The sequence below is a fragment of the Paenochrobactrum gallinarii genome, from assembly GCF_014205685.1.
In the GTDB taxonomy this organism is placed as follows: Bacteria; Pseudomonadota; Alphaproteobacteria; order Rhizobiales; family Rhizobiaceae; genus Paenochrobactrum; species Paenochrobactrum gallinarii.
Window position 1 is genome coordinate 1 of record NZ_JACIIU010000028.1, and the last position, 17,771, is coordinate 17,771.

Below are 17,771 nucleotides of genomic sequence, written 5' to 3' on the forward strand. Positions count from 1 at the left end.
GCTTAAATTCATCACTATGCTTTAATGACATATATGGTCTCCTTGATAACAAATAATGCTCTCAAAAAGACCGGAACGAAACCGAGGCAAGACCAGACTTTTTTCTTACTCATTGCACCAAAAGCATTTTTTGGACATCGACATCCATTGGATCGTTGGCCTTGAAGCGTAACCAACCCTCACTTGGACTGCCAGTCCATCTTCGTCAAGGCCCTTCAGAACCGCGCTGATGTTCTGGTGTTTGAACTCGACCGATCCCTCCGACCGTTCGTTCAGAAGCGGCAAGAGCGCTCGGCGATGCTCGGCCTTGCTGTAGCGGCGCCCCGCGATGTCGTCGGCCAGCATCGCGAAGAAAATCCGCGACGATCAGGTCGTTTTCTTCATCGGTCCAGGGCCCCCTCGCCATGCCGCCAAGCTAGACCCGCGATGTGTGTTTGTCATCAATGGCTTCGCCGAGCCCGTCACCGATTGATCCGCCACCGCTACGCGCCATTCGGCCATCGTCCACATGGGCTACGCCTCCTGCATGTTCGGTCTCTGTTTCACTCGATAGCGATGGAAACAGGGCGCGCAGTTTTGGCGGGTTCGCGAGTCAGGCCATTGGAAAAGCGAGGAAAACTTCGACCGAACCGAAATCGGCACGGTTCGCCCGACCAGAGACGAGAGGCCATTCAGAGACGGAAATCGCTGCATGCCGGGGTCTCAGCGGTTCGCACCCACCCGGCAAACCCCTTTGAAAACAGGAGAAATTCGCCGCTCCACCGGTGGTCTGAACAAGTTCGCAATGGTGATGGTGGCGGAGGGAGCGGGACTGGCGTCGAACCTTCTCTACCCCCTAAGCCATTGAACTTATTATCTTCAAATATAGTCCGACGTCCCAAGAGCCTCAAATGCGCCTACAATCCAACTCTTCTAGTGGGTGGTATCCATCGCCTCTCAAGACGCTTTAAGAAGAAATGCACGCGCACCCATGCCAGCATGATCGCACCGGAGACCGCGGCTTCCTCGGTCAGCCGCTCAAAGTCCGGCAAATTCGACCTCGCGCAGGACCAAGCTCGCGTCTGCAGTGCCTACTGCCAACTAGTCGCGAACAATGCGCAAGCTCTTCGGAGAAACAAGTGACGCCCGCTTCCCGTTACCCACCATCCGCAGCGAGAAACCTGCAGAAACAAGTTCCGCCGCCTCGTCCAGCGTTTTCGCGAAAACAGCATTTTTGGCATGATGCTTTTCTGCCCCAAATTTCGGATCTCCGAGGCAATAGCCTTTCGCACTTAATTCTGGTTCTTCAACTGCGCCATCCCTTGGTGAAAGCCGCTCAATCTTGATTACCTTACCTGCCATTCCAAAATCCTTTCCGTTACCACTTCCGCAAAACATACATTGAGATTCAATTATTAGAGTGTGGCCGAGCGCGCAATGAATTCAGTGGCCATCGGCAGAAAAACGGGACATTCGCGAGACCGGAGGGCGGCAAGGCTGTCGCCAATAGGCGCTGAATTTCGGCTTTGCGAATGTTGTGGACTAGGTGTCAGTGATGAGCGCTAGCAAGATGCTAAAAGGCTGCGGAGACTTTGGAAGCATCCTTCCTGAACCATATTCTTGTATATAAGCTGATGCCTCAGCACTCATGACCCGCGCCATTGATAGTGAGCGCTCCAACGCTGCTACCTGACCCTGCCAAAGCTCTACTGGTCCACTTTCGGGCGGAGAGCTTCTACGACGTTCAAGTGCCAGTTCCCTGTTTAGAATCTCGGCTTGGAAGTGTCCGAAGATTTGCATGGCGAGGTACTCAAGAGCGGGACGGGAGCGCTGCAAAGCCTCAGATTGATAACGCGTCGCCTCTGTATTGAGTTGACTGAGCTGGCTAGACCTCACTGCGCGCGTAACCTCTGGCTTCTCAAGAGCGGATCGTGGCGTTTTCCCTCGAGCTACTGCATTTTTGGTCGACGATGTTAACGGCTGCAGGCAAAGATCAACTTGCTCAGTCGATAATCCGGTCCAGCCATCCTTCCCTTTGACGGAGCCGATGCGCAACATTTGCGCCGGCACTTCAAGCCGCACCCTGCGCTGAATTGCACGCAACATGACCTGCAAACGCCGACGGTCGGCGGTCAGCGACTTTCTTTGAGCTTCGGTCGGTGCTGACGCCAGGATCTCATTTGCAGCGGGCGACCAAAGTGGCGGCAGAAGCTCGTCGGGAAAGGGATCCAGACTAACGAAAGTCGCTATTACGATCGGCCCGATATCCCGTGCTGGATGCCCTTCTGGAAGCCGCACGCTCGTCTGGACAACTGGCTTCGTGGGTCCAAATTGTTCCATGACGCCGGTCGAGTAACCGTGCACCAAAGCGTCATGCAAATCGCCCCCATGATCGAGAAAATGCAGTGGGCGAGCGGATTTCGAACCCTCGGCGGATCGCTCGCCATCATCAGTGAAAACGCCCTTGCGCGGAGGAGCGGTAATTGCTGAACGCCGATAAATGAAAGGCACATGCCCCGTCATCCAGTTGTCCCGAGACGCTCCCGGCAGCAAGAATGGGCTGTCACCTGCACGCCCCCTCTCGCCAACTCCGTGATACCAGATTGTCTGGAAGCCGTATCCGTCCTCCTTGTCGACACGACCTCCCACATCGAAATCGGTCGAACTCGAGATTGCCCTGAGCCATGCGCCTATTGCGCGCTCTTCCTTGCGTATCGGCGTATCATTTGGACGCGCTCGATCATTCATCATTGCGGGAGCTGGGCACGGCCGCTCATGCCAACTTTCGTATTCTGACGACGCCCGCCTCAGTGTGAAGGGATCAGCTGACGCAAAGCGAGTTTGCAGACCTGTCCCCTTACCAGCGAGCGGTGATACGCCACGAGTTGTTTGGCGTTTGATAGCAGCTTGGCCTAGTGAAGCTTGAACCTCAGTCAACTCGGATGGCGATAATGGAGGAAGAGGTGAATCGAAAACTCCAAGGGCCGAGACCAAGTCGGCAATTGCTGCTTCTTGCGAACCTTCAAGCAGGATCCGCCAAATCTCAATTGTACGCTTGGCCCCCTTTCTATCACCTGTGGAACGGAGCCGGTCGACTCGACCGATCAACTGATCAATACTGTCAACCTCCCAAGGCAGAGAGAAAAAGATTATGCCTTGTGCGGCGTGATGAAGATTGAGCCCTGCTTGCACCCAATCCCCCACAAGTAACAGGCGGCTGTCCCCGGACAGCATAGGAGCAAGTGTCTCTTGAATTTCTCTCAGGTTGGTCACGCCTTCGACGTCAGTCGAAGCGGGACGGCGCAAGACCGAGATCGCATCCGCAAGATCGGGAAAGTAGCGAGGCAGCGCTGTCCTCAGCATATCGATGGTCGGGTTGTCACCACATACAATGATAAACGCCTTGTCCGGATTCCCGCCCCACTGAGCTGAGAGAATGTCGAGGAGCGCGTCCAGGCGGCTGTCTCCAGGGTTCTCGAGCGAAGCAATACGCGCCTCTTCCGCCATCTTGCCGAGAGTGCCGCCACGCGTGGTCAAATCAGCCAAGACCGTACGCGCAGCCCTTGCGCTTCGCTGAAGAGCTTTGGCTGACGTCCATGCCGAACCTTGAAGTCCCTGCTCGGGATCGGCGTCCTGGAGAAGCATACCGGCAATTTCAAATCGCAACCGCTCCGGCGCCAAAGGCTGAATTCGGATTTCGTGGTTCCTTCGTTGAGGAAGGTATTCGCCCCAATCTGCGCGTCCGTTTCGTATTACCCGCCGTCCCGCCCCTGCTCGAACAAAGCCATTGGTTCTTTCGAGCAAATCCTCCGGGTTGCGTAACTCTAAAATGGCCTGCGCCTCGCGATCTTCCAGAATCTCGTCAAGCGGTCGGCCCTCGATTCTGGCGCGAAAGGCAGCTTCAGGTTCGATCATCCGCAGAATGGGATCGCGCCACGAGGGATCGCCAAGTCGGGGTGTGGCCGACAGTACCAGCACCTGTCGAAACTCGTCCGCAACTTGCGACACGAACTGGATTGCATCACGTGGCATGGTTTGCGGCTCGTCCACGATCAGCAAATCGAAGACAGTAGGGTCAGCGCTAATAGTACGTGCTTCCTGTCCAGTTCGAGTCATAAGATCACGCGGTCTGGCCAACGTGATTGGCGAAGTCTCGTCATCGCTTCCGTCAATGGTCCCGGCTATCGCGGGCATTACATGACCACGAATCCAAGCCTCCTCTTGCCATTGGGACAAGAGGTTGTCCGGTGCGATCACGAGAGTTCTGTGCGACGGATCTTGCCATCGCAAGGCATTGATTATCATCAGTGCCTGGACTGTCTTCCCGAGGCCGACCTCGTCAGACAGCAAATGCCGAATATGGCTGTCGCCCAGCACCCGGCGTACAGTTGCAAGCTGATGAGGTAACGGGTCGGCGGCGACACCGAGAGCGCCTCCCAAGCCAATGCCAAGCGCGGATGTTTTGCGACGTAGAGCCTGTAGTCCGTTTATGAACCGCAGATATTGATCCATTACATTGGGCTCCCGTCGGGCATGTCCAACAGAGCCAGTTTTCGGCGGAGTGCAACGTAGCGGACAGCGCGACTGGTCTGTATGTCTGAAAGGCCCTTTGCCAGAAATCGGGGCCACTCATCTGCTTCGATCATCGCTCGCGGCGAAAGCCACAATTGCAGCATTGTCCGCAATTCGGCCCTACCAAGCCATCTAAGCCCCGGCCGTCGGAAGGCATCGACGTGGCAGGTGTCGAGCAGATCCACAAGATCATCCTCGGTAAGTTCAGCATACCAAGTGTTCATCAGTGCCTTCCACCGCGCTTCTGGCAGGATAAGGTGCCTGAACATTGGTAGAAGCGGGATGTCCCGAGCCCGCTCCAACGCCTTGCGCCATGTCGTCGGGGAACGGGCCATGTCGACTTCTTCGAATGCTTCACGGCCGCTGGCTTGTACGTGTCTACGCAGATCCTCATATGCATCGATGACCGCGAGATCGAGGTCGCCAGCAAGTTCGTCGTCCAACCGGGCCAGCGCGTCGGTTATATCGGGTACCGTTTCCCTCAGACGTGCGATCAGCCGGTCCCGAAGAAAAAGCTGGTCCGAATTGGATTTGATCTCTGGCAGATCCTCGCCTGAAACGAGACCGAGTGCCTCAGCACTTCTCAAAAATGCGCCGTGTTGAGACAGGATCGAAAGATCGATGCCGGATTCGAGCTTGCGCCATGCCACGCCACAGAGCAAGTCGATCAGTGTTTCTTCCAGAGCTTCAACAACCGACCAGCGTCGCCAGTTACCGAATTGATCGCTCGCTTGGGCCAGTTGCCATGCAACATTGGCACGCGCGAGATCAATCAGGCCAACGCCGTTGTTCCGCGAGCTTGCTTCTCGCAAAAACGCAGGAATTGAGATAGAATCGGCTTCGTGCATACCAATGTGAAACTCTGACCTCTCTGAGATGATCAGGCCTGACGCTAGCGCCCCGTGATCTGTGGTATCGGGGAGAATAAGCCGAGTGCCTGCAGGGACGATTTCTGACGTACGCGGGATCGGAGACTGCAGGGTTGCAACCATGGAAGGCAAAACCCTGCCATCTTCATTTGTACTGATCCAATGATCCAAGTCAGTATCATGGTGAAATTCGCGGCGCATTGGAGGAAGCGAAATGCTGAGTTGCATAAGACCATGAACATTGACTGTCAGGCGCAGGTCGGAAAGGCCCGCGGAGCCTTCAGCCAGCTGCGCCCGCAGCGCTCGAATTAGGGGTGAATGCCCAGTTATTCGAGCCGGAAGTCGGTCAATGACACCCTCGGAAATCACCTCGGGTTCCTCGGCCGATCGGAGACGTAGCCTTACCGGGACCTCCTCAAGATTGAGCGGTGCCGTAACCCTGATTTCCAACCGCCCAGCCTCCAGATCGGAGATGTTGGCGTTGGCGGGAAAAATACTGATCGACGCGGGCTCCAGGTCGGGTGGCTCGACAACTTCGAACTCAACTCGATCATGGTCATCGCCATCTGCAGGTCCAACCCAATGCCTGCCTACACCAGGCTCAAAAACGGACCAGTCATCCTCTTGGATTCGGAGCGTTTCGCTGGCAGGCTGAACCCCGTCGAGCAGCAATGTTCGATGTGTCAAGCTCTGCGCGGCAAGTACTGGAACGCCACGCAGAAAACTGTTTTGAGCGCCCGACATTAGCAGACCGAGAAGTCGTCGCGACGGTGCCTTATCGGAAACCTTGAATCCATTTCGTCGCAGCAGTTCGACATCAGCTCCCGAAGATGTCTCAAGCCAACGAAACTCTGGCGTGCCATCGTGGTCGATCCGCAGCAATTGGATCATTGAGGCATTTGGAGCAAGGGCTTCGTCCGGAAAGATGGTGCGGGCAGTCCGTTCGCCCCGCTCGATGAGGAAGAAAGCCGATTGCAGAGGCTGCAAACTCTCAAGCGCCTCATAAGCGGGACCTTGCTCGACATGTGCTGCATCGCCACGGGATAGAGGGTCGGTAGGCATTCCGGTGAACTTGCCAAGCCCGATTTCCCCACCGGCGAGAAATGAACGGAGCGCGATGGTCTGATCGCTTCCTGCAGCCCTTATCCGGTCTCCCTGAATACGCAACGCGGCGATCACCTCACCACGCGATTGGGACGGCAGCGCAGGCCCTCTGACCAGAAGCTGCTTCGGCACGCTGTCAACAAGCGTCATTACGAATTGAGACGGCACAGTCGCGGTAACACGAGCTGATCTTCTTGCTGCAGCCTTGCGCGCTTCCGAAATTGCGCGATGTGAACTGAGGTCTTTCCTTATGTCATTGTCAATCCGCTGCAGGATACCCTGAGAAAGCCAGCCTTCTGCATCTGGCGCAAGAAGACGCCGCATGACCTCTGCAGCAATATCTTCTTGCTGCAACCAGTTCTCGAAGCGACGACTGGCATGCCCGGCAGCCAGCATCTTGAGATACTCAAGCAGGCCATCCATGTTTTCCGCCGAGATCCCCGCTCTAACGGATCGTCTCAGGGCATCCGTCAACTGCGGCTGTATCTCCAGCGGAACCAGAGCGTTACCAATCGGCCAAGCGATATGTGGGAAATGACGCTCCCAAGGACTCTCACCCGGCCTTGCCAGTCGAAAACTCCGATGTCCCAGATCAAACAAGCGGGACAATCCTGAACGGAACGCCGACCCGGCTTCCACGCCGAGCTCCTGAGCCAAGACCGGCCAGAAATCGGTACCCGTTCCACGGTACCGGTAACCCACCTCAGTGGCCATGACGAGAAGTGGCAGATAGCTCCAGGACCACGCAGCTCCTTGTAGCTGGGGATCGGCTTCAAGCTGACCAGAGACTGCCGTTCTCAGCTCTTCCAGTGCGGCTTCGTCAAGGCCATGCTCAATTGCAAAAAGAGGAAGCTGGTCTCGCGCACCGGCAAGGTCTGCGAAATGATCGGCAAGTGCCTCATGTCTGTCTTTTAGCGAATTGCCGATATGCATTTGTATTTCCCGAACTCGCAACTCTGCTGCCGAGTCTTAGCTCCAAAAAGAATTTCACGGCGCGATATATCCGTGATAAGGTTGACTGCTAATCAATTGAATGTCAATCATCTTCCTGTGGTACTTTGCGAGGCACTCTGTGAACATTGAACCTACTTTGATCACCGGCCTTCGTATACCATCGGGGTCCGGACCTCGCACCAGAAGAGCGATTGCGGATCTGGTGCGCCGTGTCGTAAGCGCCCGCCGTGGCGTCAGTCGGATTGCTGTGGTGGAATGGGTTCAGCAGTTTATTGAGGGACCAGACCGTTCAGAAGCCTCGGCACTGGTAGAAAGCGTGATCGATACGCTGTGTGAGATCAAGGACGTCGGTTTCGGAACAACACTTGGCGAGCCAGTCCTCGTGGCTTTGCCCGTACGTCGTGTATCGCTGCCTGACGGCAAGGTCGTTGCGATAGGAGATCATCGTATCGAGAGCGGCGCGGGTTCTGAACACTTGGTACCAGAAGTTGATGAGACCGCGACCGAGACTCTGATCGATTTTCTCGACTCCTTCGAAGGCCCGACTGTCCTGACCGGAGCACCCGCTCTTTCTCCGAAGGGACGATGGACCAGCGATGGTGCAATGACTTCAGCGCTTCGCAGAGCGCTAACATTGAGCGGCGTGTTTGATCCTGTGACCCTGGAGTGGTCAACGAGCGAAGTGAATGTCGCTTTCATTAATGATTGGTTCGGAGTTGCGGATAATGCATCAAGCACCGAGTCCACCTCTGCCCCCGATACAAGCCAACTGCGTGTGGCAAAAGCGGCCGCTGGGTCTCGCATGGTTGTTGAAGCCGGACCTGGTGCAGGCAAGACTCACGCTGCCTGCGAACGGGTCATTGCGCTTGTACAGAACGAGGGCCTTGCACCGTCACGCATATTGCTTCTCAGTTTCACTCGCGTTGCAGTTGCCGAGCTGAGAGCTCGCATTGCCCAACGATTGCAGGATGTGCCAAATGTGGGAGCACTGCAGATCCGTACGTTCGACTCCTTCGCCGCGCGAATGCTTACGGCCTCGAATTCTACCTTTCCGGGTGGTTATGACGCCACCATCCAAGCTGCGGCTCGACTTCTGAGGTCAGACGACCCGCTTGTCGCAGATGCGATTGGTCAGCTGGAACACGTCATAATCGACGAAGCACAGGACCTCGTGGGCGACCGAAAAGAACTTTGCGAAGCACTGGTGTCGTTGCTGGATTCCAGCTGCGGCATCACGGTTTTTGGGGATTTCGCGCAATCGATTTACGGATATCAGCAGCGTGACAAGTCTAGCTCGACATTTCTGACCGAAATCGTGCGGCGCGAGGATTTTATCTCTGACAGGCTGGAGACGGACCACAGGACTAAAACAGTGGCTTTGCGGGAGATGTTCCGCGCTGTTCGAGAGACGTTGCGGGATGATCAAAGCGGATCTCGCGAGGGCTACTTCAACGTCCGTGAGCAGATCAAGGCCGCCGCACTCGAAAACGAAATCACCAGGTTCGCTGCGCATTCTTCAACGACACGAGGACTGATACTGACAAGAAGCCGCCGAGGGCTTTTCACGGCGGCTGAAGCCATGAGGTCCACGGGCCGCCGATTCTGTCTCCGCCTGCCTGACCGCCCGATGCGGATCGAGCCTTGGATTGGTGCCATTCTCGGCGCGCATCAGGCATCGGAGAGCATTTCGCGCGATGCATTCGGTGGCATGCATGAGATGCTTTTTCCGGCGGCTGTACGCGATGTCGATGAATCGTGGGAGATCCTGCTCGATCTCGATGGATCTGGTCGCGATAGCATAGTGGTGGGGCGCGTGGCCGACGGATTAACTGAGCCGCCGCTAGAACTACTCAGTGATCATGAGGGCAATGCAGGACCTTTGCTTTCAACGATACACGCCATCAAAGGTCGCGAGGATCAGCGGGTGATGTTGCTCCTAACCCGAGCGCCGCACGGCGAAACTGTAGACTGGGGCGAGGAAGCGCGTGCATTGTACGTCGGTGCGACCCGCGCGAGCACGGAGTTGCGCACTGGCTGGATCAGTCCGGTGAAGTTTTACACAACGGGAAAGCCTGAACGGTATTGGGCAGCCCGTTCTGATCATCGGTTGATCGAGATCGGCCTTGAGTCCGACCTTCTCGACTGGCGGGAGTTCCTTCATTCGGGGCATGTCATCAATGAAGCCGAAACAATTGCCAGAATCTGGCAGGCTTCGATCGAGGGACCCAAGGTTGTGGCAATTCCAGACTCCGAAGGCCGGTTGATCCTTCGGTTCGAGGACGAAGATGGATTTGCAATTGGCGCCCTTTCATCGGATTTTGCCGAAATGGTGCAGTCGATCAGGCAGGTCGCACCGGATGCCACCCCTCCAGAATTGATTTCGGGTATTTCGGTTGTGGGGGCAACCACCGTTGTTGTTCCGGGGAATGCTGGTGAATTGCCGGGGCTTGCGCTCACGCCCCTACTGGGTGGCTTTGCCCGGATCCCCCGCTGATCCCTTGGAATTACGGAGTACAAAGATGATTGATGTGCGCGATACCCTGCTTGAACGGATGAAAGTCGATCTGATCGGCCCGGAGGCCCCAAATGAGCTGATTTCGGATCGGCCAACAGATCGGTATCTTACGGGGATTCTTTTTCCACCGCGCACCAGCATATCAGCTGAAGACGATGATGAGGCGAGTGATGCCGACGATGCAGAGGGCACCGGCACTGCGCTGGATGGTGTAAAGGCAGCTTCAACATTTCGCCCTAGTTCAGCAGGGCTGTCCTTTGCAGTCGGGTCAATTGGTGCGGCCCCCAAATTGCGGGTCAAGGTTGAAGGTGCGCGTTATCGGCCAGAGGGTGCCGAGGGTAACGAGGGAGCTTCGCGGACAGGGCGTGCTACGCACTGGCGCCGTGAACCCAAAATGGCGGAGATTGATCTCGACCTCGAAACTATGAGGGCACAGGCCGCTCCCACGGTAAGTCTCGACGGCAGCGGCCTGCCGGGTGTCACGCTTCACTGTCGCGTGGCTCCCTGGGGAGAAATTCTCCTGGTCACGTTAGCAATTACCAATGACTTGAAGCCTGCCGCGAAGAAAAGCCGCGCAGCAAATGAAGAAGCTACACTGTTCCAGGTTTCGCTTTCCGTCGAATGTGCAGACGATTGTCAGTTCGTCCCGAAGCCTGATCAGGCGGGAGCCACCACCATGGACGATGACGGTCGATCTTCATCTCTGCTCTATCGTAATGTGCAGCAATGGGCCGTGGGGCATACCTGTTCAGCCATGTGGGACGAGCCGGATGATGGCACTGTCCAGAGCGTCATTACCAGCTGGTTTCCGGAAGCGATGGTTCATGTGATCAGCGCTGCGGGCGATAGCGAATTCCAGGACGAACATGTAAAGGCGCAGATGGGCGCTGCGTTTCTTGCCTCGCAAGAAAAAGACGGACTTTGCAGTGGCCTGACAGCATTCGTCGATGCCTATGGATCATGGATTTCGAGAATGGAAGAACAGGTGCTATTCCTCCCGGAGCAGCACTCCGACCAAGGCAATCTGCATATGCAACGTTGCCGTGCGGCCGAGACTCGAATGCGTGCTGGCATCGCTCTCCTTGAAAGTTCGCCCGAGGTCTTGGCGGCGTTCCGCCTCGCAAATACCGCCCTTGCGTTGCAATATTCGTGGCGGATAGATCCCGATCCGCCCGAACTTGTCTGGCGGCCGTTTCAGCTAGGGTTCGCGCTGCTAAGCCTCGAATCCATTGCCAATCCGGAATCGCCAGATCGAGAGACAATGGATCTGTTATGGTTCCCGACCGGCGGCGGCAAGACCGAGGCTTACCTGCTGTTGACCGCTTTCGCGATCTTCTTGCGACGACTTCGTGCGACTGGCGAACCTCTTGGTGCAGGGGTGACCACCTTCATGCGCTATACCCTCCGCCTGCTGACGATTCAGCAATTCGAGCGCGCTGCCGCCCTGATCTGCGCTTGTGAGATGGTCCGGCTTGGCAAGGTGGAGAAAGGTGCGGTCCAGTTGCCTGATCATTTCTTGACTGACGTGCCGATTTCGCTTGGGCTTTGGGTCGGTGAGGGTGCGACTCCGAATAACTTGGCAGATGCCGAAAAGGCACTGGATATAGAAGGTGAAAGCTCTCCCGCCCAGTTGCGGAATTGTCCATGCTGTCATGGTGTTCTTGATTGGACCATTGCGGTCGACAAAACCCGTGTGGAGGTAAGATGCCGTTCAGGAACATGTGCTGTTGGACGCGCCCTCGGTCAGTTGCCGATATGGACGGTTGACGAGGATGTCTATCGCGAGCAACCCACCCTGGTGATCGGCACGGTCGATAAGTACGCGCAGATCACACGCAATCAGAACTCTGGCCGCCTGTTCGGCTTAGGGACTCCTGCGGCACCACCCGATCTGATCATTCAGGATGAGTTGCATCTGATTTCAGGGCCGCTTGGAAGCCTTGCCGGTCTTTACGAAACTGCGGTTGATGAAATGTGTCGCGCCCGAAGTGGGCACAGGGCCAAGGTGATCGGGTCGACTGCCACAATCCGCAGGGCGGAGACACAGATAAGTGCCCTGTTCGACCGCGGCTCGTTTCAGTTCCCACCACCTGGTCTCGACCATGCGAACTCCGGATTTGCCATTGAGAACAGAAAAGTTCCAGGCCGCCGATATGTTGGCGTAACAACTGTAGGAAGGTCGGCAAAGTTCACCCAGCAGGCGGTCGCAGCCTCGCTCTTGCAGGCCGCGACTGATCCCGCGCTCGGCGACGACAAACGCGATGGCTACTGGACTTTGGTAAATTACTTCAATTCGCTGCGTGAACTGGGTGGAGCGCTGGTTCTGATGCGAGACGACGTCGCACGAAGCGTGAAGGACTATGCCTCGCGCAGGGGAAATGAAACAGCGCGCGAAGCCGCAACTCAAATCGAGCTGACTAGCCGGGTCCGTTCAAGCGATATCCCGCGATTTCTCAAGGACCTCGAGCGGCACTGGAGTGATCCGGATCACATCGACATTGTCTTGGCGAGCAATATGATCTCAGTAGGAATGGACGTCTCACGTCTGGGTCTGATGGTGGTAAATGGTCAACCGAAAACAATTGCTGAGTACATTCAGGCAACGAGCCGAGTGGGCCGCAGTCAAAAGGCTCCCGGACTGATCATAACGCTCTTCAACGCCGCTAAATCCCGTGACCGCAGTCGCTATGAGACGTTTGCCAGCTGGCATCGCAGTCTATATCGCGATGTCGAAGCAACGAGCGTGACTCCTTTCGCTCCACGGGCTCGAGATCGAGCATTGCATGCGCCATTCGTTGCAATGATACGCCACCTCGTCGATGGGATGGCCGACCCCGGAGTAATCGAGCAACATCAGCGCGAGGCCGAGGCCCTTCTAGACAAGGTCATAGAGCGAGTCGAAAGAATCGATCCCGCCGAAGCAGTTGATGCGCGCAAACAAATCAACAAGTTTCTAGATGACTGGTTCGATCATCACGGCTTGAAGGATTATTGGAGCGACTACGGAGACGCACTCCTCACGTCAGCAGAGGCGGCCGCGGTCCGTGGGAACAAGGCCCGTTTCGAAAAGCAGAAACCTACGCCAAACTCTTTGCGCTCGGTCGAGGCGTCAACGTCGTATGTTCTGCTTGAAGGTGGACAAGAAAGGGGTCTGAGGCAATGAAACCCATTGGCAAGATTCGCCGCAGTCAGGTCCTTACCGGCAATGGGCCAGGGGCGATCATCGATTTTCGCGGAGAAGATGGCGCACCAATTTCCGTAGTCGCGGCTGGACTCGAGGCATGGGACCAACTTTCCATCAAGAAAGGCCTGTTGAACGACCAGCGCATTCATCACGAGCCCTTGCAGGCGCGGCTGCAGGTCAACGGCTTCAGACTGCCTCCTGTGGGAGACGAAAAGGTCGGTAAGGACAAAAGGCCCCGTTTGGTGCCTTCCTATCGTTTTCCGGATTGGCATGTCTGTCCAAAGTGCAATCTTCTGCAGCGCAGCAGGTTTTGGGGTGCCGAGATTGGGAAGCCTGAACTTTGGTGCCCGACCTGCAGCAGCGGGCGCGGTCGGCGCATAAAGAAAGTTTACGCAGTTCCTGTACGATTTGTCGTCACCTGTCCCGCTGGTCACTTACAGGACTTTCCATGGATGTCATGGCCCAGGCACTCAGAGTCTTGCTCGCGAAAGAAAGCCCTGAAACTGATCGGTGATGGTGCTGGCCTTAAGGGGCTCAGGGTCCATTGCACTGAATGCAAGTCCGAGCGCGACCTTGACGGTGCCCTGTCACCTTCCGCGCACGCCAACCTGAGATGCGACGGAAAGTCACCATGGCTGAAACTACCAGCGACTGGTTGCAACCATCAGCCTGTTGCAATCCAGCGCGGCGCGTCAAACGCTTATTTCCCAGTGATCGCATCGGCGCTGGATGTTCCACCATTCGGCGGCTCATTCCGAGATATGCTGGAAGATTTCTGGCCAGATCTGGTTGCATTGGACGACCGATCTCAGCTTCCCGACTATGTTCGGAAGCGAATTCACCCAAATTGGCCAGACCCGGATGTCACGTCAGAAGAATTGACATCTCGGATCATGACGCTTCTGAAGATGCTGGACGAGAAGACTGGCGACCTACGGCCAAACGAGCATCTCATGTTGTGCTCGGGCGGACCAGACAACGAGGCGTTTGCCGAGTTTCAAGTCAGACCCCAACTTCTTCCTCACGAAATGAAGGGCTTGCTGGACCATGTCGTGTCGGTAGAGCGTCTTCGCGAGGTTCGGGCTCTGCAGGGTTTCACGCGACTAAGCCCCGTTGAGGCAGGAGATAGCAGTTCATTCATCGCTCCACTTTCGGAAAAGAAGTTGAACTGGTTGCCCGCGATAGAAGTTCGAGGCGAGGGCATCTTCATCAGCTTCGATGAGCCTCAGGTCATCGAGTGGGAGAACAGACCCGAAGTCATAGCGCGAGCCGCTGACGCGCATTCAGCAGCAGAGCGCTCTTGGAAAGAGCACAACAGCGAAGAGCGCCCTTTTCCACTTACGATCTCAGCGCGCTTCTTATTGGTACACACAACCGCGCATGCTCTCGCAGAGCGCCTGTCGCTAGACAGTGGATACTCCACAGCTTCTATCCGCGAAAGGCTATACGTTTCGCCGGGCCCGGGTGGGATGTGCGGCTTTCTTCTGTACACGTCGGCCCCAGACTCTGATGGAACACTTGGGGGACTGTCCCGCAAGGGACGAACGAGCGAGCTAGGCCCAATACTCCTTGCCGCATTGCGGGACCTCGAATGGTGTTCGTCTGATCCGCTCTGCAGTAGTGGTATTCTCTCCCTTTCCGAGGGCTCCGGTTCTGCCGCTTGCCATTGCTGCACGTTTATCCCCGAAACTTCCTGCGAGCATTTCAACAGGCACTTGGACCGCGGAATGCTTGTCGGTAAGCCGGATCAGCCAGAAATTGGTTTTTTTCGGGCTCTGCTTGAAGGGAAGATTTGACGATGGCACGGGTCTATCCGAAGCAGCTGCCCAAGCATGTTCTTGAAAACCCAAAGTTGTCATCAGAGGTCCGCGTCTATGAGCGTATCCGTGACAAGGTACCAGGCGACTTTACCTGCTATTACTCGCGGTCATGGCATGAAGCCGATGATCATGGTGCCGAGTTTGATGGTGAGGCAGACTTCATAGTTGCACACGCAGAGTACGGCCTGCTGTTTCTCGAAGTGAAGGGAGGGCGTGTCAGTTGTCGTGAGTCAGACGGCCAGTGGCTGACCGAGGACCGGGATGGCTTCAAATTCAAGATCAAAAGCCCGATAGCACAGGCGCGCAGCAGCAAACACCACTTCCTCAAGCGTCTGAATGAAAACAAGAGGCTCGGACGACGCTTCCTTCGTGTTCGGCACGGTGCAATTCTTCCCGGAAGTGCACGGCCGAAACGTCCACTTGCGCCGGATGCGCCGCTTGAGATCGTTGCGTTTGGCGACGATATGGAAAATCTCGACAAGTGGATATTGCGCCGCATGACCGAAGGCGGCGATCCGAGGGAAAAGCCTCTCGGCCTCGATGGATTGAGGGCGCTGGAGGAGCTGCTCGCAAGCCACTTCGAGTTGCGGGCACATGTTGGCTTCAGCCTTGCCGATGACGCGATGACTATAGATCGGCTCACGGGGGAACAGGCATGGATTCTTGACTCCCTGGAGGACAACAGGGAGATGGCCATATCCGGCGGCGCAGGTAGCGGGAAGACAGTGCTAGCGATCGAGAAGGCTATCAGGTGCGCGACCGAGGGCCGCCGCACCCTCTTGACCTGCTTCAATGCACCGTTGGCCAATCACCTACGCGACGTCTGCCAAGACAATGAATTCCTTGTTGTTGCCAGCTTTCACTCGCTTTGCCGTTCGCTTGCAATAAAAGGGGGAGTCGTGCTGCCCTCGAATGCTGGTCAATCGCTGTTTGACACCCATCTTCCGGAAGCACTGGTCGAAGCGATAGGTAACAATTCAAATCTCGGCTTTGATACTATTGTGGTGGACGAAGGACAGGATTTCCGTGACTCTTGGTTGAATGCACTCCGGCTTGCCCTGAGGGACATAGATGAGGGACGTTTCTACGTATTTTACGACGATAATCAGCGCTTGTTCTCTCCAGAGGATGGGTTCATTTCCGCCCTGCCGAAGTCATCGATCGCGCTCACTCGAAATCTTCGAAACACAAAACGGATTCACGAGCTCATGTCTAAATGGTATGAAGGTCGACGCAGCACTGCGGCAGGGCCCGAAGGGGAAGTCATAGGCTTGCTCGAGTGCCGAAGAAGCGAAATGGCGATGGAGCGGGTAAACGAGCGCATTGCGCAACTATTGCGCTCAGGACAAGCCAAACCTGGACAAATTGCCGTGCTTACTGGCTCCGGCTCAACATCGATGGCCGCGCCAGAAAAGATCGCGGGGATTCCAACATGCCAATCCGACGAAATACACCCCGACCACATTGTTTTTGATACTGTGCGTCGCTTCAAGGGATTGTCTCGCCCATGCGTCTTTCTCGTTGGGATTGAGGAGCTGACCGACTCCGAACTGATCTATGTTGCCACCAGCCGGGCCAACGTCTTGCTAGAAATGGCGGGAACGCCTGAGGACATCGCTCGGATAATGCAGAATACAGTGGATACTCATTGAAATCGACGACATTTCCGACCGTGCTTGGTCAAAGTTATTCGGAAAACCATTTCCGAAATCAGTCAAAAAGATCGTTTCGAATCCGATCCGACGCCCTGTTGTCTGTGGCTCTTGACGCGCTTTTATCGGAAAGCGCAGTCAGAAGAAGATGAGAGATCTGCCGAGCAAGAAACGGCGGCACCGCGTTTCCTACCTGGACGTACTGCTGTGTCCGGTTGCCGAGAAAGAGGTAGTCGTCGGGGAAGGTCTGCAGCCGAGCAGCCTCGCGCACGGTCAGGCTGCGGCACTGCATCGGATCTGGATGGATGAAATAATGCCCATCCTTGGAGATATGGCTTGTTACCGTAGTTGCGGCCGCGTCGGCCAGTTGGACTCGAAATCGATCATTGAAGACTCCGCTGTGCCAGTTCCGGTGATCCGGGCTGAGCGTGAGCGGAAAATTGGTGGCTTTAGGGCTATAGCCGCGCACTGCCCCGAACACAGCGGCGAACAGATATCGTCCCAAATCTGAGGCCATGTGTCCCCGCGTCTCGTGCTGGGCAATGGCGCGCAGTTCTGGCTGTTGATTACCACTGAGAACTGACCCGGTTTGGGCAGATATTTCCATTTAGAATTGACCCATGTTTGAACCTTCCCTCGTGTGTTTTTCAGCGAGGGCTATGGAGTGATAGACATGGCATTATTGAGCGTTATCCGACGCTGGCATTACCGGGACGAACTATCGATCCGGGAGATTGCCCGACGAACGGGATTATCCCGGAACACCATTCGCAAATACTTACGTCTGAATGGCGTTGAGCCAAAGTTTCAGACCCCGGACCGAGCAAGCAAGCTAGACCCATTTTCTGATCGCTTGACTGCGTGGTTAAAGTGTAAGCGTTTTCTGGATCTCACCTTTTGTCTGCCTTTTATATCTGCGATTTCCGTTTGTGTAGATTTGGCGGGAGTTTCGCGATGGCGACTACGGTGGAGTTTCTCAAGGGCTATGGCATAGATATCCGTGGGAATGGTCAGCGGCGCTGGCCTAATGATATAAAGGCGCGGATTGTGGCAGAAAGCTTGAAGCCCGGTGCAACAGTGAACGCAGTTGCAGCGCGTTATGGACTTCGGGCGAACCATCTT

The 17,771-nt window shown here is 55.9% G+C and carries 10 protein-coding genes and 1 pseudogene; 6 read left to right on the forward strand and 5 right to left on the reverse strand.

Translation table 11 applies throughout. From position 1 onward, the window contains the following. Positions 1 to 105: 105 nt before the first annotated feature. The 4 genes from FHS77_RS16160 to FHS77_RS14440 all read right to left on the reverse strand — a co-directional run bounded on the left by FHS77_RS16160 (position 106) and on the right by FHS77_RS14440 (position 7,457). Entirely contained in the window at positions 106 to 345 is a 240-nt protein-coding gene (locus tag FHS77_RS16160) for a hypothetical protein (RefSeq protein ID WP_210307156.1), read from the reverse strand. Between the two features lie 735 nt (positions 346 to 1,080). Beyond that, positions 1,081 to 1,341, reverse strand: a complete 261-nt coding sequence (locus FHS77_RS14430; RefSeq protein WP_184224611.1) for a hypothetical protein — start codon at positions 1,339 to 1,341, stop codon at positions 1,081 to 1,083. A 180-nt stretch (positions 1,342 to 1,521) separates the two neighbouring features. After that, entirely contained in the window at positions 1,522 to 4,491 is a 2,970-nt protein-coding gene (locus FHS77_RS14435; RefSeq protein WP_184224613.1) for an SNF2-related protein, read from the reverse strand. Then, positions 4,491 to 7,457 (reverse strand): hypothetical protein, encoded by a 2,967-nt coding sequence (locus FHS77_RS14440; RefSeq protein WP_184224615.1) that lies wholly within the window; start codon positions 7,455 to 7,457, stop codon positions 4,491 to 4,493. Before FHS77_RS14440 ends, FHS77_RS14435 begins: the two co-directional genes overlap by 1 nt. A 271-nt stretch (positions 7,458 to 7,728) precedes the next feature. On the opposite strand from FHS77_RS14440, the gene FHS77_RS14445 reads away from it, so the two are divergent. From FHS77_RS14445 to FHS77_RS14460, 4 genes are read left to right on the forward strand one after another with little or no spacing between them, the layout of a single operon-like run. Then, positions 7,729 to 9,972, forward strand: a complete 2,244-nt coding sequence (locus FHS77_RS14445; protein WP_343061029.1) for a UvrD-helicase domain-containing protein — start codon at positions 7,729 to 7,731, stop codon at positions 9,970 to 9,972. Between the two features lie 25 nt (positions 9,973 to 9,997). Continuing rightward, on the forward strand, positions 9,998 to 13,156 hold the full coding sequence (locus tag FHS77_RS14450) for a helicase-related protein (RefSeq protein ID WP_184224619.1): 3,159 nt from the start codon (positions 9,998 to 10,000) through the stop codon (positions 13,154 to 13,156). Then, the gene (drmB, locus tag FHS77_RS14455) at positions 13,153 to 14,973 is read left to right on the forward strand and encodes a DUF1998 domain-containing protein (RefSeq protein WP_184224621.1); all 1,821 of its coding nucleotides are present in this window, start codon (positions 13,153 to 13,155) and stop codon (positions 14,971 to 14,973) included. The genes FHS77_RS14450 and drmB overlap by 4 nt, the downstream gene beginning before the upstream one ends. A gap of 2 nt (positions 14,974 to 14,975) precedes the next feature. Beyond that, complete coding sequence (locus FHS77_RS14460) at positions 14,976 to 16,649, forward strand: nuclease-related domain-containing DEAD/DEAH box helicase (RefSeq protein ID WP_184224623.1); 1,674 nt, start codon at positions 14,976 to 14,978, stop codon at positions 16,647 to 16,649. A gap of 58 nt (positions 16,650 to 16,707) precedes the next feature. Here FHS77_RS14460 and FHS77_RS14465 read toward each other — a convergent pair whose 3' ends face one another. After that, on the reverse strand, positions 16,708 to 17,256 hold the full coding sequence (locus FHS77_RS14465; RefSeq protein ID WP_374786281.1) for a DNA cytosine methyltransferase: 549 nt from the start codon (positions 17,254 to 17,256) through the stop codon (positions 16,708 to 16,710). 66 nt (positions 17,257 to 17,322) lie between these two features. On the opposite strand from FHS77_RS14465, the pseudogene FHS77_RS14470 reads away from it, so the two are divergent. Both FHS77_RS14470 and FHS77_RS14475 read left to right on the forward strand, forming a co-directional pair. Then, positions 17,323 to 17,520 (forward strand): annotated as a pseudogene (locus FHS77_RS14470) (sigma factor-like helix-turn-helix DNA-binding protein); the annotation flags it as partial. A gap of 83 nt (positions 17,521 to 17,603) precedes the next feature. Then, the coding region (locus tag FHS77_RS14475) for a transposase (protein ID WP_184224626.1) at positions 17,604 to 17,771 on the forward strand (168 nt) is incomplete at its 3' end.

Excerpts from the sequence above, each read along its gene's own strand:
- FHS77_RS16160 (WP_210307156.1), bottom strand. The coding sequence starts at position 345 with ATGCTGGCCGACGACATCGCGGGGCGCCGCTACAGCAAGGCCGAGCAT.
- drmB (WP_184224621.1), top strand. The coding sequence starts at position 13,153 with ATGAAACCCATTGGCAAGATTCGCCGCAGTCAGGTCCTTACCGGCAAT.
- FHS77_RS14435 (WP_184224613.1), bottom strand. The coding sequence starts at position 4,491 with ATGGATCAATATCTGCGGTTCATAAACGGACTACAGGCTCTACGTCGC.
- FHS77_RS14450 (WP_184224619.1), top strand. The coding sequence starts at position 9,998 with ATGATTGATGTGCGCGATACCCTGCTTGAACGGATGAAAGTCGATCTG.
- FHS77_RS14460 (WP_184224623.1), top strand. The coding sequence starts at position 14,976 with ATGGCACGGGTCTATCCGAAGCAGCTGCCCAAGCATGTTCTTGAAAAC.
- FHS77_RS14465 (WP_374786281.1), bottom strand. The coding sequence starts at position 17,256 with ATGGAAATATCTGCCCAAACCGGGTCAGTTCTCAGTGGTAATCAACAG.
- FHS77_RS14440 (WP_184224615.1), bottom strand. The coding sequence starts at position 7,457 with ATGCATATCGGCAATTCGCTAAAAGACAGACATGAGGCACTTGCCGAT.
- FHS77_RS14430 (WP_184224611.1), bottom strand. The coding sequence starts at position 1,341 with ATGGCAGGTAAGGTAATCAAGATTGAGCGGCTTTCACCAAGGGATGGC.